This window comes from Cedecea colo (assembly GCF_011808225.1).
In the GTDB taxonomy this organism is placed as follows: domain Bacteria; phylum Pseudomonadota; class Gammaproteobacteria; order Enterobacterales; family Enterobacteriaceae; genus Dryocola; species Dryocola colo.
In genome coordinates, this window is sequence record NZ_SOYS01000007.1 from 142,781 (window position 1) to 165,054 (window position 22,274).

General features: G+C 55.1%; 19 protein-coding genes. 10 read left to right on the top strand and 9 right to left on the bottom strand.

Features of this window, described 5'->3' with window-relative positions; genetic code table 11:
- Nucleotides 1-197 precede the first annotated feature (197 nt).
- The 3 genes from E2L00_RS15320 (at nt 198) to E2L00_RS15330 (ending at nt 4,527) form a co-directional block, all read left to right on the top strand.
- Nucleotides 198-1,601 (top strand): MFS transporter, encoded by a 1,404-nt coding sequence (locus E2L00_RS15320; protein ID WP_167613115.1) that lies wholly within the window; start codon nt 198-200, stop codon nt 1,599-1,601.
- Nucleotides 1,602-1,610: 9 nt separating this feature from the next.
- Nucleotides 1,611-3,578: a glycoside hydrolase family 127 protein gene (locus tag E2L00_RS15325; RefSeq protein ID WP_167613117.1), complete on the top strand. Its 1,968-nt coding sequence runs from the start codon at nt 1,611-1,613 to the stop codon at nt 3,576-3,578.
- Nucleotides 3,579-3,672: 94 nt separating this feature from the next.
- A complete protein-coding gene (locus E2L00_RS15330; RefSeq protein ID WP_420808857.1) occupies nt 3,673-4,527 on the top strand; it encodes a restriction endonuclease in 855 nt (284 codons plus the stop codon).
- 126 nt (nt 4,528-4,653) lie between these two features.
- Here the strand turns inward: E2L00_RS15330 and exaC are convergent, their stop codons facing one another.
- Complete coding sequence (gene exaC, locus E2L00_RS15335; RefSeq protein WP_167613119.1) at nt 4,654-6,192, bottom strand: acetaldehyde dehydrogenase ExaC; 1,539 nt, start codon at nt 6,190-6,192, stop codon at nt 4,654-4,656.
- Between the two features lie 189 nt (nt 6,193-6,381).
- Between exaC and E2L00_RS15340 the strand changes: the two genes are divergently transcribed.
- Nucleotides 6,382-7,254 carry an ROK family protein gene (locus E2L00_RS15340; protein ID WP_167613121.1) on the top strand — a complete coding sequence of 291 codons (873 nt, stop codon included), beginning with the start codon at nt 6,382-6,384 and terminating at the stop codon, nt 7,252-7,254.
- Between the two features lie 80 nt (nt 7,255-7,334).
- Here the strand turns inward: E2L00_RS15340 and selB are convergent, their stop codons facing one another.
- The 3 genes from selB to E2L00_RS15355 form a co-directional block, all read right to left on the bottom strand.
- On the bottom strand, nt 7,335-9,185 hold the full coding sequence (selB, locus tag E2L00_RS15345) for a selenocysteine-specific translation elongation factor (protein ID WP_167613123.1): 1,851 nt from the start codon (nt 9,183-9,185) through the stop codon (nt 7,335-7,337).
- Nucleotides 9,182-10,573: an L-seryl-tRNA(Sec) selenium transferase gene (selA, locus tag E2L00_RS15350; protein ID WP_167613125.1), complete on the bottom strand. Its 1,392-nt coding sequence runs from the start codon at nt 10,571-10,573 to the stop codon at nt 9,182-9,184. Before selA ends, selB begins: the two co-directional genes overlap by 4 nt.
- A gap of 205 nt (nt 10,574-10,778) precedes the next feature.
- The gene (locus E2L00_RS15355) at nt 10,779-11,387 is read right to left on the bottom strand and encodes a glutathione S-transferase (RefSeq protein WP_167613127.1); all 609 of its coding nucleotides are present in this window, start codon (nt 11,385-11,387) and stop codon (nt 10,779-10,781) included.
- Between the two features lie 474 nt (nt 11,388-11,861).
- Between E2L00_RS15355 and E2L00_RS15360 the strand changes: the two genes are divergently transcribed.
- The 6 genes from E2L00_RS15360 (at nt 11,862) to E2L00_RS15385 (ending at nt 16,952) form a co-directional block, all read left to right on the top strand.
- Nucleotides 11,862-13,781 (top strand): PTS mannitol transporter subunit IICBA, encoded by a 1,920-nt coding sequence (locus E2L00_RS15360; RefSeq protein WP_167613129.1) that lies wholly within the window; start codon nt 11,862-11,864, stop codon nt 13,779-13,781.
- Nucleotides 13,782-13,962: 181 nt separating this feature from the next.
- Nucleotides 13,963-15,111 carry a mannitol-1-phosphate 5-dehydrogenase gene (mtlD, locus tag E2L00_RS15365; protein ID WP_167613131.1) on the top strand — a complete coding sequence of 383 codons (1,149 nt, stop codon included), beginning with the start codon at nt 13,963-13,965 and terminating at the stop codon, nt 15,109-15,111.
- 47 nt (nt 15,112-15,158) lie between these two features.
- Complete coding sequence (mtlR, locus tag E2L00_RS15370) at nt 15,159-15,698, top strand: mannitol operon repressor MtlR (RefSeq protein WP_167613273.1); 540 nt, start codon at nt 15,159-15,161, stop codon at nt 15,696-15,698.
- An 81-nt stretch (nt 15,699-15,779) separates the two neighbouring features.
- A complete protein-coding gene (locus tag E2L00_RS15375) occupies nt 15,780-16,142 on the top strand; it encodes a YibL family ribosome-associated protein (RefSeq protein WP_167613133.1) in 363 nt (120 codons plus the stop codon).
- 217 nt (nt 16,143-16,359) lie between these two features.
- On the top strand, nt 16,360-16,638 hold the full coding sequence (locus E2L00_RS15380; RefSeq protein WP_167613135.1) for a type II toxin-antitoxin system RelE/ParE family toxin: 279 nt from the start codon (nt 16,360-16,362) through the stop codon (nt 16,636-16,638).
- Nucleotides 16,638-16,952, top strand: coding sequence for a HigA family addiction module antitoxin (locus tag E2L00_RS15385; RefSeq protein WP_167613137.1), 315 nt, complete (start codon nt 16,638-16,640; stop codon nt 16,950-16,952). Before E2L00_RS15380 ends, E2L00_RS15385 begins: the two co-directional genes overlap by 1 nt.
- A gap of 35 nt (nt 16,953-16,987) precedes the next feature.
- Here E2L00_RS15385 and ghrB read toward each other — a convergent pair whose 3' ends face one another.
- From ghrB to E2L00_RS15410, 5 genes are all read right to left on the bottom strand, one after another.
- A complete protein-coding gene (gene ghrB, locus E2L00_RS15390) occupies nt 16,988-17,962 on the bottom strand; it encodes a glyoxylate/hydroxypyruvate reductase GhrB (protein ID WP_167613139.1) in 975 nt (324 codons plus the stop codon).
- A 61-nt stretch (nt 17,963-18,023) separates the two neighbouring features.
- Complete coding sequence (locus tag E2L00_RS15395) at nt 18,024-19,307, bottom strand: MFS transporter (protein ID WP_167613141.1); 1,284 nt, start codon at nt 19,305-19,307, stop codon at nt 18,024-18,026.
- A 69-nt stretch (nt 19,308-19,376) separates the two neighbouring features.
- The gene (locus tag E2L00_RS15400) at nt 19,377-20,315 is read right to left on the bottom strand and encodes a sugar kinase (protein ID WP_167613143.1); all 939 of its coding nucleotides are present in this window, start codon (nt 20,313-20,315) and stop codon (nt 19,377-19,379) included.
- A gap of 3 nt (nt 20,316-20,318) precedes the next feature.
- The gene (locus E2L00_RS15405; protein ID WP_167613145.1) at nt 20,319-21,068 is read right to left on the bottom strand and encodes a sugar phosphate isomerase/epimerase family protein; all 750 of its coding nucleotides are present in this window, start codon (nt 21,066-21,068) and stop codon (nt 20,319-20,321) included.
- A gap of 112 nt (nt 21,069-21,180) precedes the next feature.
- Nucleotides 21,181-22,200, bottom strand: coding sequence for a LacI family DNA-binding transcriptional regulator (locus E2L00_RS15410; RefSeq protein ID WP_167613147.1), 1,020 nt, complete (start codon nt 22,198-22,200; stop codon nt 21,181-21,183).
- Nucleotides 22,201-22,274 lie beyond the last annotated feature (74 nt).

A 22,274-nucleotide genomic window follows, 5' to 3' on the forward strand; every position in this document is an offset into this window, starting at 1 on the left:
TGTGCAGTACAGGAGAAGGATTAGCCCTGTTTGTCGATCTTCTTCACAGTTTTCTCATCAGGTCGGAATCGTCACCTTTTTATACTTTTTCATCGCCTTGTTGATGTTTGAATTGCGTGCAGAATTATCCGGGTACGTTGCCAAAGTCAAAAATAACAAATCCAGGTTCCTAAACCCGATGACGCGAGGCGTTAACCATGACCTCTACCCCTATAAATAATACTGATATTGCAACATCGGCTGTAAACGACAAACTCTCGGTCCGTGAAAAAATAGGTTACGGACTGGGGGATGCGGGCGGTACGGTAATTACCTGCCTGATTATGAATTTCCTTACCTTTTTCTATACCGATGTTTTTGGTTTAACCCCGGCGATTGTCGGGACATTATTTATTGCCCTGCGAGTTTTTGATGCTATTTCCGATCCGTTAATGGGAATTATCGCCGATCGCACGCAGAGCCGTTATGGCCGTTTTCGCCCCTGGCAGCTCTGGGTGGCGGTGCCGATTGGCATTATCGGCGTGTTGACCTTCACGGTGCCCGATCTCAGCGCCAACATGAAAATTCTCTGGGCTTTCGGGACCTATCTTTTACTTTCAGTAAGTTATACCGCCATCAACGTGCCTTACTGCGCGCTTATTAACACCATGACTACCCGCCACGATGAGGTGATTTCCTGCCAGTCCTGGCGATTTGTACTGTGCGGTGTGGCAGGATTTTTGGTTTCCGTTGGCCTGCCGTGGCTGGTTGAAGTCATCGGCCAGGGTAATGCAGCGCAAGGTTATCAAATGGGCGTTGGCATTCTGTGCGCCGTCGCCGTGGTGATGTTTTTATGCTGTTTCTTCTGGGTTCGGGAACGGGTGCCGCTGGCGCTGATGGGCAAATTCACCCTGCGTGAGCACCTCGCCGGGCTGCGTAAAAACGACCAGCTATTGCTGAGTCTGGTGATGTCTTTTCTACTGATTAACGTATTCAACCTGCGCGGTGGCGGCTACATGTATTTCATCACCTATGTGTTGCAGGGGAGCGCGGCTTTCGCCTCGCTGTTCTTTACCATGGTGACGTTCGCCGCCATTCTGGGTGCGGTAATCGTTAATCCGCTGTCCCGCCGCTTTGATACGGTCAAACTCTACTATTACACCAACCTGGTGCTGGCAGCGCTTGCGGTGGGAATGTGGATGCTGCCCGCCGGGCCCGCTTATCAAACGCTGTGGCTGGCGGTTATTCTCGGCAACGGCATTATTCTGGGGTTCACGCTGCCGCTGCATTTTTCCATCATGGCCTTTGCCGATGACTACGGCGAATGGAAAACCGGGGTGCGCTCTTCGGGCATGAACTTCGCGTTTAATCTGTTCTTTATCAAGCTCGCATGGGCCGCCAGCGCAGGCATTCTCAGCCTGGTGTTTATCTTCGTGGCCTATCAGCCAGGGCTTGAAAACCAGACCCCGGCATCCCTTTCCGGCATAACCGCGCTGGAAAGCCTGTTACCTGCCGCCTTCCATCTGCTACTGGCTCTGGCTATTCGCTGGTGCCGCCTGAATAATCCGAGGATGGCGCTTATTGCTACCGACCTGCGCCAGCGCCATATCCAGAACGCCTGAGGAGTTGAAATGAATCAGCCAGATGTTTTACAGGAAGTTGATCTGCATAAACTGAAAGTAACCGATGCCTTTCTGGGGCAATACCAGCGCCTGGTGCGTGACGTGGTTATTCCGTATCAGTGGGACGCGCTTAACGATCGCATTGCAGAGGCTGACCCAAGCCACGCTATCGAAAACTTTGAGATTGCGGCAGGCCGTAAAGACGGCGAGTTCTACGGCATGGTGTTCCAGGACAGCGACGTGGCGAAATGGCTGGAGGCGGTCGCCTGGTCGCTGTGTCAGAAACCGGACGCGGAGCTTGAAAAAACCGCCGATGAAGTTATTGAGCTGATTGAAGCGGCGCAGTGTGAAGATGGTTATCTCAATACTTATTTCACCGTCAAAGAGCCGGGGCAGCGCTGGACGAACCTTGCTGAATGCCACGAGCTTTACTGCGCCGGCCACATGATTGAGGCGGGGGTGGCGTTCTTCCAGGCGACCGGGAAACGCCGCCTGCTGGAGGTGGTCTGCCGTTTTGCCGATCATATCGACAGCGTGTTTGGCCCCGGTGAAAATCAGCTGCATGGCTATCCCGGCCACCCGGAAATCGAACTGGCGCTGATGCGTCTGTATGAAGTGACGGATAACCCGCGCTATCTGAACCTGGTGAATTACTTTGTTGAAGAGCGTGGCGCCCAGCCGCATTTCTACGATATCGAATATGAAAAACGTGGACGCACTTCGCACTGGAACATTCACGGCCCGGCCTGGATGGTGAAAGACAAAGCCTATAGCCAGGCACACGAACCGCTGGCGTTGCAGCAAACGGCCATCGGCCATGCGGTGCGCTTTGTTTACCTGATGGCGGGCGTGGCTCACCTGGCGCGGCTGCATAAAGATGAGGAAAAACGGCAGTCCTGCCTGCGTCTGTGGGACAACATGGTGCAGCGCCAGATGTACATCACCGGCGGGATTGGTTCGCAAAGCAGCGGTGAGGCGTTCAGTTCGGACTACGATTTACCGAACGACACGGTGTACGCAGAAAGCTGTGCGTCCATCGGGCTGATGATGTTTGCCCGCCGTATGCTGCAAATGGAGGCGGACAGCCGCTTTGCGGACGTAATGGAACGCGCGCTGTACAACACGGTGCTGGGCGGTATGGCGCTGGATGGTAAACATTTCTTTTATGTGAATCCGCTGGAAGTACACCCTAAATCGCTATCGTTCAACCATATTTACGATCACGTGAAGCCGGTTCGCCAGCGTTGGTTTGGCTGCGCCTGTTGTCCGCCGAATATTGCCCGCGTGCTGACGTCGCTCGGTCACTATCTCTACACTCCACGGCCGGATGCGCTCTATGTCCATTTGTATGTCGGCAACGAAATGGAGGTGGCGGTGGGCGATAAGGCGCTGCGGCTGAAAATCAGCGGCGACTATCCGTGGCACGAACAGATAGAGATCGGTGTGGCTTCGCCTGAGCCGGTGCAGCATACCATTGCGTTACGCCTGCCGGACTGGTGTGATAATCCACACGTAGCGCTCAACGGTGAAACCTGCGAAGGGGACATTCGCAAAGGGTATTTGCATCTGAATCGTATCTGGCAGGAAGGCGACCGCATTGCGCTGACGCTGCCGATGCCCGTACGTCGGGTGTATGGCAATCCACTGCTGCGTCACGTCGCGGGTAAAGTTGCCTTGCAGCGCGGGCCGCTGGTTTATTGTCTGGAAGAGGCGGATAACGGCGCGGAACTGCATAACCTGAAGCTGCCGAAAGATAGCGCGTTCAGCCTGATTCAGGGCAAAGGGATCTTCGCGCATAAGTTTTTGATTCAGGCCGAGGGGATTCGCATGGAAAGCCAGCAGGCCGGGCAGCAGGCGCTCTATCACTATGATAAAGCACCGGTTGCCGCACAGCCGCAAAAACTCACCTTCATCCCGTGGTTTAGCTGGGCCAATCGTGGGGAAGGGGAAATGCGTATCTGGGTAAACGGCGACTGAGTTCGTGGGCCCCTCGAAGCTGGGGCCTTGCTTATTTACTGCTTTTCAATATACGTCGTGCTGCTTCTGCCAGAAATGCGCTGCGGCTGGCGAGGTGCAGATACCGATCGAGTGTAAGAAAATCGGCGATGTTCTTAATTTGAACCATGCATCGCAATTATTCAGATATTTTCACGTCACCAATGCTCGTATTTCGATATTAACTAATGGTCAGGTTGATAAATTTTTCACCGATCTGGATTCACCCAACAGAATGGATGAAAAACCCTTCCTTGAGTTCGATCTATTAGATATTGATGAATATGTTTTGCCTGAGTTACGCAAACTCACCAAATCAGCGTTTGACGTTGAATCGATTATTAACGCCGCAGGAGAGCTAAAATATGTCAGTCAGATTAAAAGATTGATCGGGGCTCAGTTCAATTCTCCGGATGATGATTTTGTAAAATCATTTGCCTCGCGTGTTTATGATGGAATCATTACGCAAAAAGTCAGAGATTCGTTCACTGAACTGACCAAAAAAGCTGCCAGCCAGTTTTTAAACGATCGGATCAACGAACGTTTAAAATCGGCGATGAGCGGCGCGCAAATTTCAACTGTTCCGGCGGAGGCTTCAAGTGAAGCAGGGAAGGATGAACAGGAGCTTACTGACGAGAATGTGATCCAAACCACCCTTGACGAGTTGGAGGGTTACCACATTGTGAAAGCGATTGTGCGTACCGTTGTCGATGCAACACGTATCAGCCAGCGGGACACAAAAAGTTATTTCGGCATCCTGTTGGATGACAATAATCGTAAGCCTATATGCCGCCTCCATTTTAATCGCAGCCAAAAATATATCGGCATATTTGACAGTGATAAAAATGAGACTCGCCACCCGATAGCTACGCTGGATGAAATTTACCAGCACGCAGATATATTAAAATCAACGGCGTGTTTATACGATTAATTTCCCTCTCTCCCGGACCGTCTCTTAAGCAGTAGAGCTGTGCAGGTGACGGTTCCAGCAGGAGAAATACCGTGTTGTCGATTATCCAGCCTTCTTCGCCTGATGACGAAGAAGGCTGGATTTGTATCAGAACAGCCCTAACGGTTTATCGGAATAGCTCACCAGCAGGCATTTGGTCTGTTGATAGTGCTCCAGCATCATCTTATGGGTTTCGCGTCCGATGCCGGACTGTTTGTAACCGCCAAACGCGGCGTGGGCCGGATAGGCGTGATAGCAGTTGGTCCAGACTCGTCCCGCCTGGATGCCGCGGCCCATTTTGTAGGCCAGGTTACCGTTGCGGCTCCAGACGCCCGCGCCCAGGCCGTACTCGGTATCGTTCGCCAGCTCCAGCGCTTCTTCCATGGTTTTAAAAGTGGTCACGGCCAGCACCGGGCCAAAAATTTCTTCCTGGAAAACGCGCATGTTGTTTTTACCAAACAGGATTGTCGGCTCCAGGTAATAACCGGATTTCAGGTCGCCTTCAAACGCTTTACGACGCCCGCCGGTCAGCACGTCAGCCCCTTCTTTTTTACCGATATCGATGTAATTGAGGATGGTTTCCATCTGGCCCTGGGAAACCTGGGCGCCCATTTGCGTGCTGGCGTCGAGCGGGTTGCCGCTGCGGATGGATTCCACGCGGCGAATGGCGCGTTCCATAAAGCGTTCATAGATGGATTCCTGCACCAGCGCGCGGCTTGGGCAGGTACAGACTTCACCCTGGTTAAAGGCAAACAGCGCAAAGCCTTCCAGCGCCTTGTCGAAGAACGCGTCCTCTTCGTCCATCACGTCGGCAAAGAAGATGTTCGGGGATTTACCGCCCAGCTCAAGCGTTACCGGAATAATATTCTGCGTCGCATACTGCATGATTTGCTGGCCCACTTCGGTGGAACCGGTAAAAGCAACTTTGGCGATACGTTTTGAGGTTGCCAGATATTCGCCGATTTCACCGCCCGCACCGTTTACCACGTTGATAACGCCCGGCGGCAGCAGATCGCCGACCAGTTCCATCAGCAGCAGCACGGATAGCGGCGTGAGGCGCGCCGGTTTAAGCACGATGCAGTTACCTGCGGCCAGCGCCGGAGCCATTTTCCAGCTCGCCATCAGCAGCGGGAAGTTCCAGGGGATTATCTGGGCGACAACGCCCAGCGGCTCGTGGAAGTGATACGCCACGGTTTCACCGTCAACTTCGCTGATCCCACCCTCTTGCGCACGTATACAGGAAGCAAAATAGCGGAAATGGTCGATGGCCAGCGGAACGTCGGCGCCGCTGGTTTCACGGATAGGTTTGCCGTTATCCCAGGTTTCGGCGGCGGCGAGCAGATCGATGTTCTGCTCCATGCGATCGGCAATTTTTAGCAGGATATTCGCTCTGTCCTGCACGGACATGCCGCCCCAGCCCGCTTTCGCCTCGTGGGCCGCGTCCAGCGCCAGGTCGATATCGCCTTTACTGGAACTGGCAATTTCACACAAAGGCTGGCCGGTGACCGGGGTGAGGTTTGCATAATATTTGCCGTCTACTGGCGCTACCCATTCGCCGCCAATATAGTTGTCGTAACGCGGTTTCAGTTTCAGCGGAAAGCCATACTCGCCGGGGATAATTCGGGTATCGGGAGGATTAGTTGTCATGGTGTTCTCCTTGTCGCGGTTGCCTATCAAGATTAGACGTCAGCGGTGATTTCTTCGTCAGAGTTTGAAGGGTTTACGACGCGGCTCACGGATTAAATTTTTTTGATTCAGAGTATTCAGCCAGCAGGTTAACTGATTTGATTCATACTAAAAGATTACCTTTTTCCCGTTTCGTCACAAGGATTGCTCATGCGCCTGTTTATTGGTTTTGATGTAGGCGGTACCCATGTAAAACATGGTCTTTTCACCGAAGAGGGGGAGGTGCTGATCGCTGAAGAATATGATACCCACTACGACCGCCAGCTTTTTCTTAGCGCCTGGCAAAGCGTGGTGGCGGGCTACCGGCAACATAATGAAATCGCCGGTATTGCCATTAGTTTTCCGGGATATATCAATCCGTATACCGGGCAGGTGCCCAAGGCGGGGTCGTTGACGTTTCTGGACGGCTGCAACCTGTTGGAAATGTTTGGCGAGCTGACCGATTTGCCGATCACCGTCGAAAACGATGCGAACTGTGCCGCGCTGGGTGAGATGTGGCTGGGCGCGGGCCATGATTATGATTCGCTGGTGTGCGTAACCATAGGGACAGGCATCGGCGGCGGCATTATCGTTAATCGCGAACTCATGCGCGGCTCGCACTTCCGGGCCGGGGAGTTCGGCGTGCTGCCCGTGGGACAATACGGGGAGGATATGCACCAGTTGGCCTCCGCCAAAGGGCTGATGGACGCCTGTCGCAGGGAGATGAATATCCCGGCGGATGAGAAAATTCACGGCCAGGATATTTTTGCCCGCGCCGAGACGGATTTACATATTCAGGGCGTGATTGATAACTGGGTGAAATATCTGGCGCGCGGAATTTATAGCGTGGTGTCGCTATTCGATCCGCAGGCGATTCTGCTCGGCGGCGGCGTGAGTACGCAGCCGATGCTGTATCCGATGCTGGAGCGCCATCTCGAAGGATTTAAGTTCTGGGACGTGCTGAAGGTGCCGATTCGTCCCTGCAAGCTGGGTAATAAAGCCGGGATGCTGGGCGCGGTTTGGCTGGCTAAGCAGAAAGATTGATGACGGATTGTATCGGATGGCGCTTATCCGACCCGGAGGTTGTGTAAGGTGGGTAAGCGCAGCGCCGCCCACCATTTTCTTTAGGGACTTTCCTGCCCGAACAGCGCCTTATCCCGCAATAAATGTTCGTTTCCGCGACGGCGAGTGAAGCCAGTCCGGTCGAAATATTCAAGGATTTGCACCGCCAGCTTGCGGCCTATGCCGAGACGGTCACGGAAATCTGCCGCGCTGGCGGCGCCCCGGGTTTGATCCAGCTCGCGGATCAAACCGGCAAACGCCTGAATCCGATCGTTGCGGTAATAACGATCTTTTAAGATCGCCGTTACCAGGCCAAGCTGAGCGGCAAAGCGCAGCAGCTGGCGCACGCTTTGTTCATCCTGCTTAATCGCCGCTGCCAGGTCGCGCACCCACCACGGCTCGTCCCCAAACAGGCCGTCGATTTTCTCCCATAGCACCTGCTGCTGCGCTGAAAAACCGGGAGCATTATCGGGCAGGTGCAGCCAGCCCTGACGGCTGACAAGCGCGCCTTCGTGACGCATTTTCTCAATTAATGCCAGCACCAGAGGTTCGTCTTCACCCGGCAGCGCCATGCGTCTGAGGCGGTCGCGGCCAGGGCCTGGCTGATCGTCATGCTGCTGATGGTAGCGGGCAAGCGTATCGAGCAGTTTTTGCTGCCAGCGGGCGGCGATATCAATGCTCAGCAGATTATCGCCCGCCTGCATAGAACCCGGCTTCGCCAGCAGCGCCGCCAGGCCGCCGCTGGCGAGCTGGCGTGCCCAGGCAAAGGCGCTTAATGAGACGGTGCCGCGCTGCAAAAGGGCGTCCAGCTTTTGCCGGTCATCCTGCGCCTGTTTTAACTGATGCAGCCACGCAAGGTACGCGGGCTGGCGTTTGCCGCGGCGTGGGGCGTGCAGAAGAAGAGTTCGCGCCCCGGCAAGCGTGGTACGTGCGGCTATGTCACGCAGCACAAGGCGGTCGTTTTCTGCCAGCCACAGGGGTACATCCAGCACCAGTTCCGCCAGATCATCCTCCAGCAGCGACACGCGCCCGGTGACGTGGCTTGCGGCGTGATGAATATGCAGCGGCTGCCATTGTTGCAGCGGCGCGTGAACCTGAAGCTCGACGATAACGCGTTCAACGGGCAGCAGCGGCTTTTCCGCCAGCAGCCAGTCGCCACGGCTGATATCTGCTTTTTCAGCGTCGCCGCTGACGTTAAGCGCGATACGCTGCCCGGCAAAGGCGGCGTCCATCGGCTGGTTTTGCGCATGCAGACCGCGCACGCGCATCGGTTTATCTGCCCCTGTTAGCCATAAGGTATCGCCGACTTTTACTTCGCCGCTAAGCGCGGTGCCCGTTACCACCAGGCCTGCGCCTTTTACGGTGAAAGCACGGTCAATCGCCAGCCGGAAACGGTGCTGACGAGGATGCGCGCGTTCCGGAATTTGCTGTAAATGCTCGCGCAGTTCAGCTATGCCAGTACCCGCTGTGGCGGCGGTAACAAAGATTTTTGCCTCCTGCCAGCCCGCTTCGCTGAGCATAGCTTTAACGTCTTCCCGAACTTCTTCAATGCGCGTTTCGCTGACGCGGTCGGCTTTGGTCAGCGCGACGGTAACGGCAGGTTTACCCGTCAGTTGCAGGATGGCGAGGTGTTCGCGGGTTTGCGGCATCACGCCATCGTCGCAGGCCACAACCAGCAGAGCGTGATCGATACCCCCTACGCCCGCCAGCATATTGGTGAGGAATTTTTCGTGCCCCGGCACATCGATAAAGCCGATAACTCGTCCGTCCGGCTGCGGCCAGTAGGCGTAGCCGAGGTCGATGGTCATGCCGCGCTTTTTCTCTTCCGGCAGGCGATCCGCATTTACGCCTGTCAGGGCCTGTAATAGCGTCGTTTTGCCGTGGTCCACGTGCCCGGCGGTGGCGATAATCATTGGGTCAGCATCTCCATTAAGCCCGCCTCATCTTCCAGGCAGCGTAAATCCAGCCACAGACGCCCGTCGCTGATGCGGCCAATAACCGGCTTTGGCTGCTCGCGCAGGCGTTGGGTTAACGTACTTAGCGTGGTGCCGCGTCCGTCCTTTGGCGTAAAGGTGATGGCGACGCTCGGCAGCCTGTCGACCGGCAGCGAACCGCTGCCAATCTGCGATAAACAAGGCTCCACGCGCACCTCGAACCGTTCGCCAAAACGCGTTTGTATCGCCGGAGCAAGACGCCGGGCCTGCTCGCTGATAGCTGTGGCATCACGGGTTAACAGGCGCAGCGTTGGCAGCCTTTCAACCAGGGTTTCGGGATGCTGATACAGACGCAACGTGGCTTCCAGCGCCGCCAGCGTCATTTTATCGGCACGCAGGGCGCGTTTGAGGGGATGCTGTTGAAGGCGGGCAATAAGATCTTTTTTGCCGACGATAATTCCCGCCTGCGGGCCGCCGAGCAGTTTATCCCCTGAGAAACTCACCAGGCTCACGCCCGCCGCGATTAATTGCTTCGGCATAGGTTCTGCGGGCAGCCCCCACTGGCTGAGATCGACCAGTGAGCCGCTGCCTAAGTCGCTGACCACGGGAATATTTAGTTCGCTACCCAGCGCGGCCAGCTCCGCCTCGGACACGGATTTGGTGAAGCCTTCAATTTGATAATTGCTGGCGTGGACTTTCATCAGCAGCGCGGCGTTTCCGCCGCTGGCCGCCTGCCGATAGTCTTTCAGATGCGTGCGATTGGTTGTGCCAACTTCCACTAGCTGGCAACCCGCCTGCCGCATGACGTCCGGGATACGGAACGCACCGCCGATTTCCACCAACTCGCCGCGCGAAACAACGACTTCGCCGCCATCCGCACAGGCGGCCAGCATCAGCAGCACTGCCGCCGCATTATTGTTCACGATACAGGCGTCTTCCGCGCCGGTTAGCTCACACAGTAGCTCCGCCAGCGCCCGGTCGCGGTGGCCGCGTGCTGCGCCATCCAGATCGTATTCCAGCGTGATCGGGGAACGCATCACCTGGGTTACCGCTGCAACAGCCGCTTCAGCCTGTAAAGCACGGCCCAGGTTGGTGTGCAGCACGGTGCCGGTCAGGTTAAACACCGGCAGGAATGCGCTTTGCTGGCCCGCCTCAAGCCTTTTCTTCGCCTGAGCCGCCCAGTCCGCGTGCCAGGCGGGTAATGCTTCCCGGAAACGGATGTACTCGCGCGCCTCATCAAGCATCTCCCGCAGGGCGTTAACCACGCGGGTATGGCCGAACTCATGCAGCAGGGCGCTGAACGCTGCGTCACGTAACAGGCGGTCTGTCGCCGGCAGTTGGCTATACAAAGTACGATGGGAGGTCATGGCAAACCGTGGGTTGAGAAATTTTGCGTCATTTTACATCAGACTGACGATAAAGCTCATACTGTTAACAGGGCTATGTTCACTTTGAAACAGACAGAAAAATCTATTTATGGATTTTCATCTGCTAAACAAAAAGAAGGAAAAACCACACTTTTTCCTTCTTTTTTAGCCACTTGACGGAGGCGTTAGTTCCCTGTCAGGGAGATCATGCCGTTGGCGGTTCGGTGCGGGCAAAGCTTTCGCGCTGGAAAAGGGCTTCAACCAGTTTGACGAGGTGCGGGCGATCGACACACCAGCCGGGAGAAACGCGGCGGAAGTTGATATAGCCCACGGCGCAGGCCACGGCAATATTCGCAACGGTTAGCGGTTCGGCGGATAGCGTTTTGTCCGCGGCGAACTTCTCAAGCATGTCCATCCCACGGCTGATTTTTTCACGCTGGCGCAGCAGCTCGATTTCGGACTGCTGAGCGGGCGGGCGCTGCTGTTCACGCACTGAAACGAGCGCTGCGTCCATAATTCCGTCCGCAAGCGCTTCTATCTGACGCATTTTCAGCGCGGCTTTTGGCTCACGCGGGATAAGCGCGGGGGCAATATCGAGAAGCTCCAGATATTCCGCGATAACCGGCGAGTCAAACCAGTATTCGTCTTCGCCGGTTACCAGAGCCGGGACCTTGCCCAACGGATTGTAATGCGGCGTGGCGCTTTCAGCCGTCCATGGATTGTCATTCACAAACTCAAAGGTGATGCCTTTTTCCAGCAGGATGACCGAAATTTTGCGCACGTACGGGCTGGTGTAATTGCCGATCAGTTTCATCACATCGTCCATTTTTAACTAACAAAAGATAAGTATGGATCAGGATGTATAAAAAGGCAGCGTCGAAAAAATATGTAAGAAAGCTACATCAGGCGTTCGGTGAAGCGGCGCCGTGCGTCCTGGATTACGCCAGGAAAATTCTGATGAATATATTTTGTGATTCAAGTCACAAAATACAAACAAATGTGCAACGTAAAAATGTGACAAACATCACAAAATATCGCGTTATACGGTTAAAGAATTATCACTGTACTATATTTACACGTCGTTTTTGTGAGGTTAATCACGCTGCAATGCCCTTCACCCCTGGATTGGTGGTGATCTACTTCACATTATTTCCCGCCGACTGGACAGCTTAACGATCCCGTGCCAGATTCGCCTCACTTAAAGCATCTGGCAGGCTTCTCTGCCGCTACGTTAACAATAAACCTCGGGCTGCTTTCCCGGCGCGTAAACACAACAAGGGGTGTGCGTATGTCATCCGATATCAAGATCAGAGTGCAAAGCTTTGGTCGTTTCCTCAGCAATATGGTAATGCCTAACATCGGTGCATTTATTGCCTGGGGTATTATCACCGCGTTATTTATTCCCACTGGATGGTTGCCAAATGAGACGCTGGCGAAACTGGTAGGCCCGATGATCACCTATCTGCTGCCGCTGCTCATCGGTTATACCGGTGGCCGCTTAATCGGCGGCGATCGTGGTGGCGTGGTTGGTGCAATTACCACGATGGGCGTTATCGTCGGTGCGGATATGCCGATGTTCCTTGGCGCGATGATTGCTGGTCCTCTGGGCGGCTGGGCGATTAAACGTTTCGACCTCTGGGTAGACGGTAAGATTAAATCCGGCTTTGAAATGCTGGTAAACAACTTCTCCGCTGGCATCATCGGGATGATCCTGGCGATTCTGGCGTTCATGGGTATCGGCCCGGCCGTGGAAGTTCTCTCCAAAATTCTGGCGGCGGGCGTTAACTTCATGGTTATCCATGACATGCTGCCGCTGGCCTCTATCTTCGTAGAACCGGCGAAAATCCTGTTCCTGAACAACGCGATTAACCACGGTATCTTCTCGCCGCTGGGTATTCAGCAGTCTCACGAGCTGGGCAAATCAATCTTCTTCCTGATTGAAGCCAACCCGGGTCCGGGTATGGGCGTGCTGATGGCGTATATGTTCTTCGGCCGTGGTAATGCCAAGCAGTCTGCGGGTGGTGCGGCAATTATCCACTTCCTGGGCGGTATCCACGAGATCTACTTCCCGTATGTGCTGATGAATCCACGTCTGATCCTGGCCGTTATCCTCGGCGGTATGACCGGCGTGTTCACGCTGACTATCCTGAACGGCGGCCTGGTTTCCCCGGCGTCTCCGGGCTCTATCCTGGCGGTGCTGGCGATGACGCCAAAAGGCGCCTACTTCGCGAACATCGCGGCAATCGTTGCGGCGATGGCGGTCTCCTTCGTGATTTCTGCAATCCTGCTGAAAACCAGCAAGGTGAAAGAAGAAGACGATATCGAAGTCGCGGCTCGCCGTATGGCAGAGATGAAGGCCGAATCTAAAGGTGGCGCTGCACCGCTGGCTGTGGGCGCTGGCGCGTCTAACGACCTGAGCCACGTGCGTAAAATCATCGTTGCCTGCGATGCCGGCATGGGATCAAGCGCGATGGGCGCAGGCGTTCTGCGTAAGAAAGTGAACGATGCGGGGCTGAAAAATATCTCCGTCACCAACAGCGCTATCAACAGCCTGCCGGAAGACGTGGATCTGGTGATTACGCACCGTGACCTGACCGAGCGCGCTATGCGCCAGGTGCCGCAGGCGCAGCATATTTCGCTGACCAACTTCCTCGACAGCGGCCTGTATAGCGATCTGACCGAGCGTCTGGTTGCCGCACAGCGCCACACGGACAACGAAGTGAAGGTCCATGACAGCCTGAAAGACAGCTTCGATGAGGACAACAGCCAGCTGTTCAAACTGGGTGCGGAAAACATCTTCCTTGGCCTGAGCGCTGCCAGCAAAGAAGAAGCGATTCGCTTTGCCGGTGAGCAACTGGTGAGCGGCGGTTATGTTCAGCCGGAATATGTCGAGGCGATGTTTGAACGTGAGAAGCTGACCCCAACTTATCTGGGTGAAGGTATCGCCGTACCACACGGCACCGTTGAAGCGAAAGATCGCGTGCTGAAAACCGGCATCGTCTTCTGCCAGTACCCGGCGGGTGTGCATTTTGGTGAAGAGCCGGAGGATATGGCTCGTCTGGTTATCGGTATTGCTGCCCGCAATAACGAGCACATCCAGGTTATCACCAGCCTGACCAACGCGCTGGATGATGACACCGTGATTGAGCGTCTGGCGAATACCACCAGCGTTCAGGAAGTGCTCGATCTGTTGGCCGGTAAGAAGTAACCAACGGAAAATTGTAGGGCGGTTAAGCTTCGCGCCAGCCGGCGTAAAAGCGGTGGATGGCGCTGCGCTTATCCGCCCTGCAACGAAAAACAAACCTCTCCCGTATGGGAGAGGGCTTGGGTGAGAGGAAAAGCCTCACCCCAGCCCTCTCGGGTGATTCAAATTTAAGAAGGTGACACAGATGAAAGCATTACATTTTGGCGCAGGTAATATCGGACGTGGCTTTATCGGCAAACTCCTGGCAGACGCAGGCATACAGCTGACGTTTGCCGACGTAAACCAGGTTGTGCTGGACGCGCTGAACGCGCGCCGCAGTTATCAGGTACACGTGGTTGGCGAGCAAGAGCAGGTTGATACCGTCTCCAACGTGAATGCCGTCAGCAGCATCGGCGAGGAGGTTATCGACCTGATTGCCGAAGTGGATCTGGTAACCACCGCCGTAGGGCCAGTCGTGCTGGAGCGTATCGCTCCTTCCATTGCGAAGGGTCTGGTCCTGCGTCGCGCAAACGGCAACGTTAAGCCGCTCAATATCATCGCCTGTGAAAATATGGTACGTGGCACCTCACAGTTAAAAGCTCATGTGTTGAAAGCGCTCCCGGAAGACGACCAGACGTGGGTTGAGCAGCATATTGGCTTTGTGGACTCCGCCGTGGACCGCATCGTTCCCCCGTCTGAATCCGCTACCAACGACCCGCTGGAAGTCACGGTTGAAACCTTCAGCGAGTGGATTGTTGATAAAACGCAGTTTAAAGGCGATCTGCCAGACATTCCGGGTATGGAACTGACTGATAACCTGATGGCCTTTGTAGAGCGTAAACTCTTCACGCTGAACACCGGGCATGCTATAACCGCGTACCTCGGCCAGCTGGCCGGTCTCCAGACCATTCGTGATGCGATTCTGGATGAAAAAATTCGCACCGTGGTGAAAGGGGCGATGGATGAGAGCGGCGCGGTGCTGATCAAACGTTACGGCTTTGATGCTGATAAGCATGCGGCCTATATCCAGAAAATCCTCGGTCGTTTCGAAAACCCGTATCTGAAAGATGATGTGGAACGTGTGGGCCGCCAGCCGCTGCGTAAATTAAGCGCGGGCGACCGCCTGATTAAACCGCTGCTTGGTACTCTGGAATACGGCTTGCCGCACGCGAACCTCGTAGAAGGGATTGCCGCTGCCATGCATTATCGCAGCGAGCAGGATCCACAGGCCCAGGAACTGGCTGCGCTGCTGGCTGAGGCTGGCCCACAGGCAGCGCTTGCGCAGATTTCTGGCCTCGATGCAAACAGCGAAGCAGTCGCTCAGGCGGTGAAGGCCTATAACGCAAAAGCGTAATGGAGAACGGGCGCAGCAGATACTGCGCCCAACACTAATTTTCAGTGATGCAGGCAAAGATGGAAGAAACACAGGCCTTTGAAAATCGGGTGCTTGAGCGTCTGAATGCCGGCAAAACCGTCAGAAGCCTGCTTATTGCCGCCGTTGAGCTTCTCACCGAAGCGGTCAATATCCTGGTGCTTCAGGTATTCCGTAAAGACGATTATGCAGTGAAGTATGCCGTTGAGCCTTTGCTGGACGGCGATGGCCCGCTGGGCGAGCTCTCCGTGCGTATGAAGCTTATCTACGGGCTTGGCGTGATGAATCGCGCCGAATACGAAGATTGCGAACTGCTGATGGCGCTACGCGAAGAACTAAACCACGACGGCAGTGAATACAATTTCACCGACGATGAGATCCTCGGGCCGTTCGGCGAACTGCACTGCGTTACGGCTTTTCCGCCAGCGCCGACTTTTGTCGACGGGGGTGACCCTGAATTGCAGGCGATGCAGAGACAGCGCTACCAGCAAATCGTCCGTTCAACGATGGTGCTTTCCCTTACCGAGCTGATCTCACGGATCGGCTTAAAAAAAGCCTTCCAGAAATAACCTCACCCGCAGACCCTTTTCGCCCTCTTCCGCCGAATGGTGTATCCTTGCCGCAAAGCAATTTATTCACGGTTAAGTAAAATGAAAGAAATCGAAAAAGCAGAAATTAAACGTCTTAGCGATCGCCTGGACGCCATCCGCCACGAAATGCCTGAGCTGCATCTTATCAACGAAGCGGAAAAATACGCCGAGCTGGAAAAAGAGAAGGCGAAGCTTGAAATTGAAATCGCTCGCTTACAGGCGGTACGCAACCAGAAGCTGAGTAAAGAAGCGCAAAAGCTGATGGCGATGCCGTACAAACGTCCTATTACCAAAAAAGAGCAGGCGGACATGGGCAAGCTGAAGAAAGCCGTGCGCGGTCTGGTTATCGTGCATCCTATGACGGCGCTGGGCCGCGAAATGGATCTCGAGGTGATGACAGGGTTTTCTAAGACTGATTTCTGATTTCTTTCTTAGTGCTTCAAAACGGGGTGAGCCATTGGGCATCATCCCTTTTTTTGCTTAATTAATGAGGCATTTGCGAAGCTCCTCCAACCGTTTCCCTTTCCCCGTTCAAAGCCCTTTTGATGTCATTTATTCTTCGAAAATCAATTAGCGAATCAATGTTGCGTAGCAGGGAACATTGATGTTAATGTTCCTTTTGAGGGAACAGGACGTTAGAATGATCAGAAGTTTTAAACATAAGGGACTGAAAAACCTCTTTCTGAAGAACCAGACTCAGGGTTTATCCTGGGAACACGTCCCGCGTATTCGCAGTCGGTTAGCCATAATCAATGCGGCAGGAAAAATAGAAGATATTGATTTACCAGGTTATCGGCTTCATGCGCTGGCAGGAGACAAAGCGGATCTGTGGTCCGTTGCGGTAACGGGTAACTGGCGGATAACTTTTGAATTTTATCAGGGAGATGCCTGGATACTTAACTACGAGGATTATCACTAATGAAAATGAGCAATCCCCCGCATCCGGGAGTCGTTATTCAGGAAGCGCTTGATGAGCTTGACGTTAGCCTGCGTGAATTTGCCAGAGCGATGGATATTGCCCCTTCAACCGCCAGCCGCATATTGACCGGCAAGGCAGCTTTGACGCCTGAAATGGCGGTGAAGCTTGCCGCGGTCATTGGAAGTTCTGCCGAAGTGTGGTTGAAGCTGCAAAGTGCGTACAGCCTCGCAGAGGCGGAGAAATCGGTTGATGTGACCAGGCTTCACGATCTGCGCGGTAAGCTTGCGCGCCCTATGACTCAGGCAAATGAGTAGGGCGGATAAGCGTCAGCGCCATCCGCCATCACCGGCTAACTCAATACCTGCGGATTGACGCAGTTTTCCTTCACTTCGCCCGTCAGCGCGGCAATCAGGTTATCCACCGCGCAGGCTGCCATGTTATAGCGCGTTTCGTGCGTTGCAGAGCCGATATGCGGCAGGGCGACGACGTTTGGCATCTCCAGCAGCGGGGAATTAACCGGCAGCGGCTCCTGCTCAAATACGTCCAGCCCAGCGGCATGAAGAGTGCCGTTTTGCAGCGCCTGAATCAGGGCTTTTTCGTCAACGACCGGACCGCGCCCGGCGTTAATCAGAATTGCCGAAGACTTCATTTTCGCCAGCTGTTCCGCGCCAATCATATGGTGCGTTTCTTCAGTCAGCGGCAGGGAAATACAGACGAAGTCAGATTCCGCAAGCAGCGTATCCAGGTCGCAATAGCGTGCGTCGAAGCGATCTTCGGCCTCCTGATGATGGCGACGAGCGTTATACAGAATTGGCATGCTAAAACCAAAGTGCGCGCGTTGCGCCAGCGCAAGGCCGATGCGGCCCATGCCGAGAATGCCCAGCGTTTTGTGGTGTACGTCGATGCCAAACCAGTCCGGGCCGATGCTGCCTTGCCATTCACCCGCTTTCACTCGTTCGGCGACTTCTACCGCGCGGCGGGCGGTTGCCAGCACCAGCATCATCATGGTGTCCGCGACGGTTTCGGTCAGTACCGAAGGCGTGTGCATCAGCGCGATGCGGCGAGCGGTCAGCGCAGCAACGTCAAAATTGTCATAGCCGACAGAAACGGTGGAAGCCGCACGCAGCTTCGGCGTGTGCGTTAAAAACGTCTCGTCGACTTTCTCGCTGGAACCCAAAATACCTTCCGCTTCAGCAAAAGCTGCTGCGTTCTGCTTTACGGTTTGCGGACTTAAATCGTTGAGTTGAGTAACGTTAAAATGGCTTTCAAGGCGGGCGAGCAGGTCGTCGGGCAGCTTCTTGTAAAGGATAACGGACGGCTTCATGAGATTCTCCGTAATGATATTAAGCATATACCGGGCGATGCGAGCATCGCCCGGTCAATAGTCAGGCGTGGCGGGCACCCACCGGCAGTTGCTGGTTCGTTGCCGGTTTCACTATCAAAGTTAGCCACACTGAGGCGAGCAGCGCCACCCCCATAAATACATAGGACGCGGAAGGGCTACCGGTTGCCCCGTTCAGGTAACCTACAAACCAGGAGCCGACAAACGAGCCCAGCGCACCCATGCTGTTAATCAGCGCCATGGCGCCACCGGCCACGTTTCGTGGCAGCATTTCCGGGATGATGGCGAAGAACGGACCATAAGGCGCGTACATAGCGGCCCCGGCAATCACCAGCAGGGTGTAAGAAACCCAGAAGTGGTTAGCGCCAACCAGCCAGGAGCCGAGAAACGCCAGCGCGCCAATCAGCAGCAGCGGCCAGACGAACAGCTTACGGTTCTGCATTTTGTCCGACGCCCAGGAAACGGCGATCATCGCGATGGTTGCCGCCAGGTAAGGCACTGAAGAAAGCCAGCCCACTTCCACCATGCCCATTCCGGCGGTGCCTGCGCCGCGGATTATCGACGGCAGCCACAGGACGAAGCCGTATACCCCAATGCTCCAGCAGAAATATTGCATACACAGCAGCACGACGTTGCGGGAGCGGAACGCTTCGCCATAGTTACGTACGGCTTTAATGCCTTCCTGTTCTTTTTGCAGCTGTGCCTGCAGCGCGCCTTTCTCAGCGTCAGACAGCCAGCCAACCTGGGTTGGCTTATCTTTTACCAGCACCCACCAGGCAAACGCCCAGATAACCGCCGGGATACCTTCGAAGATAAACATCTCGCGCCAGCCGAACGCCTGAATGAGGTAGCCGGACACCACCGACATCCACAGCACCGTAACCGGGTTGCCGAGGATCAGGAAGGTGTTGGCGCGCGAGCGTTCAGATTTGGTAAACCAGTTGCTGATATAAATCAGCATCGCGGGCATCACCGCGGCTTCCACCACGCCGAGCACAAAGCGAATTGCCGCCAGCGCCGGAATGTTGCTGACCATACCGGTCAGGGAAGCGCAGGCGCCCCATAAAATCAGGCAGACGAAGATAAGTTTACGTACGCTGCGGCGTTCGGCGTACATGGCGCCGGGGATCTGGAAGAAGAAGTAGCCGAGGAAGAACAGAGCGCCAAGCAGGGACGAGATGCCTTTGGTGATGCCAAGGTCATCGTTGATACCGGCGGCGGACGCGAAACTAAAGTTGGCACGGTCGAGGTAGGCCAGGCTGTACGTGATAAACACGATAGGCATGATATACCACCAACGTTTTGGTGCGATTGTATTGGTTTTCATAAGGCTTGCCTCTGTGTTGAGGAGAGTCGCATCTTGCCGGATGTAGGGTACAGCCGATGCGATATTAATTTATTCGCCCAGTGCAGCTCGGGTTGGTAGCCCTTCGCTATCACCGATGACCTGTATCGCCAGTGAGCCGATTTTGTTACCGCGGCTGACGGCATGTGGTAAGGATTTCCCTTCCAGCAGGGCGCTTATCACTCCGACCGCAAAGCCGTCGCCCGCGCCCACGGTATCGACTACGTTATCGACTTTTATGGCTGCTACCGCGCCTTTTTCACCGGCAGCAGTTTTATACCAGGCGCCGTCAGCGCCGGTTTTCAGCACCACGGTTTTAACGCCCTGATTGAGGTAGAAATCGGCAATCCCTTCCGGGGTATTTTGGCCAGTGAGAATGATGCCTTCTTTCACGCCGGGCAGCACCCAGTCCGCCTGGAAAGCGAGCTGGTTTAGTTGCCTGACCATTTCGGCTTCGCTTTTCCACAGCACCGGGCGCAAATTTGGGTCAAAGGAGATAGTTTTCCCTTTTTCCTTCATCGCCTTAGCGGTGTGATTAAGCAGCTCGAGCGAGGTAGCAGAAAGCGCGGCTGCCACGCCGCTTAAGTGCAAATGCCGCGCGCTAAAAAAATACTCTTCGTTGAAATCTTCCACCGAGAGGTGGCTTGCTGCCGAGCCCTTACGGAAGTACTCCACGATGGGATCGGTTCCATCTTCAACTTTAGATTTGAGCTGGAAGCCCGTCGCGTAGCGTTCATCCGTGGTGACGCCGCGGCTGTCGATTTGTTCTTTCGCAAGTTGTTGCAGCACATAGCGGCCAAACGAGTCGTTGCCCACGCGGCTCACCCAGCCTACCTTCAGGCCAAGGCGCGCAAGGCCGGTAGCAACGTTCAGCTCGGCACCGGCCACGCGTTTTACAAACTGTCCGGCTGCGGCTAAATCACCGGTTTCGGTTGCCACAAACATCGCCATCGCTTCACCGATGGTTATCACATCAAGCTGACTGGGCATCGTTTACTCCTCGCGTAACAGGTTTACGTAATGGCGGGTGACGGCGGTCAGATCGCGGCCTTCCAGCGGGAATTCTATGCCGCGAGGCGCATCGCCCGGCAGGCTGTTAAGCAGTTCCATCCAGCGCGGTTCGGCGTCATCCAGCGCAACAGCGCGGTAGTGATAATGGTGTGGAACGGCAGCTTTGACGTGGATATAGCTGACGTTTGGCGCCAGCAGGCGGGCGGCCGCCTCCGGCGATTCCTCAACCCACAGCCAGTTGGCCATATCAAAGGTTAGTTTGACCGGCAGATTTAGCACGTTGCAGGCGGCCTGGAAGCGCTGCAGGGGCGCGAGTTTGCCATAGACGGTCTGATCGTTTTCCACGACCAGCGCGACGTTAGTTTGTTCCAGCCACTGCTGTAGCAACGGAAATTGCTGGCTGCTGCGAAAATGGCCAAGCGAAAGCTTCAGCCAGCCCGCATTAAGCTGGCGGGCTTCGAGCAACAGCGAAGGGATAAGCTGGTTGAGCTTACCATCTTCGGTGAACAGCGGTTCCGGCGCGGAATAACAGGCCTGTAACCTGTGGTCAGCGATTTGTTTTGCCAGCTCCGGCAGGGAATCCAGTTGGGTATTGCTCAGCAGTTCGCGGCGGATTTCTACGCCGTCCGCCCCTGCGTTGGCAATAACAGGTAACAGCGCCTGCTGGCCGCCGAGGGCGGCGATGCGGTCATGCCCGTAAGCGGCAGTGACGACAATAATTTTTCGCGACATGAACAGCTCCATCACGGTAACAGCTAAGTAACATAGTTATTACGCTAAATGGAACCGGTTCCAAAGAGAAGCCAGGCATGCTGAATTTATGATCGCTATCACGAAGAAAATTTTAGCGGGCGGTGGAGCCGCGCACGATTAATTCGCCGGAAAAGACCTGCTCATGCACGCTTTCAGCAGCGCCTTCAATACGTTTCACCACCTGCTCAAGCGCGGCATAGCCTATCTGCCAGGTCGGCTGTTTCAGGGTAGTAATGCCCACGCCTGCCAGCTCCGCCCATTCGAGTTCGTCGAAACCCAGCAGGCCTATATCGCTGCCCCAGTGCAGACCGATGCGGCGCATGGAACGAGCGATCTGGAGGGTGAGTGCGCCATTGGCGGACATCACCGCTTTGCGCATCCCGCGGTGCTGCGTGTGAAACTGGCGCAGAGTATTATCCATTAAATCCGCTTCGTGCAGCGGCAGCTCGGCGTTTTCCGCCACGATGCCGGGGTAACGATCGGTGGTGTGACGAAACGCGCGCAGGCGTTCGCGGCGGGTATTAACCATGCCGAGCGGTTCGCTGAGAAACAGAATCGCTTCAAAGCCTTGTTCGACGAGGTGCTCGGTGGCGGTGGTCGCGGCCTGAATGTTATCCAGCCCTACCACGTCGCAGGCGAAATCGGGGATTTTACGATCGATAAGTACCATCGGCAGCGCCGACTGTTGCAGGCGGTTCAGCCCTTCCTCACGCATCCCCACGGCGTTCACCACAATGCCTTCTACCTGATAGCTGCGCAGTAAATCGAGGTAATGCAGCTCCTGATTCACCTCGTTGTTGGTGTTGCAGACCAGAGGCGTGAAGCCCTTTTCCCGGCATGCGGCTTCGATACCGCTCAGCACGTCGACAGAATAAGGGTTGGTAATGTCGGCAATGATCAGGCCGATTAAGCGGGTTCGGCCGCGTTTCAGGCCGCGAGCCATCTGGCTTGGGCGATAATCAAGTTCAGCAATAGCGGTTTCAATGCGGGTTCGCAGGTCGTCGGAGAGAACATTTTGTTCGCCGTTGAGATAGCGGGAAACGCTGGTTTTACCGGTTTTCGCCGCTTTTGCGACGTCGCTTATCGTGGGGCGCGCAGCCTTGCCGTTCATGTCCGTCTCCTGGAAGGGGTAATTTTCTGGAGAGTAACATACATTTTGCGGGGCGGTGGATGGCGCTAACGCTT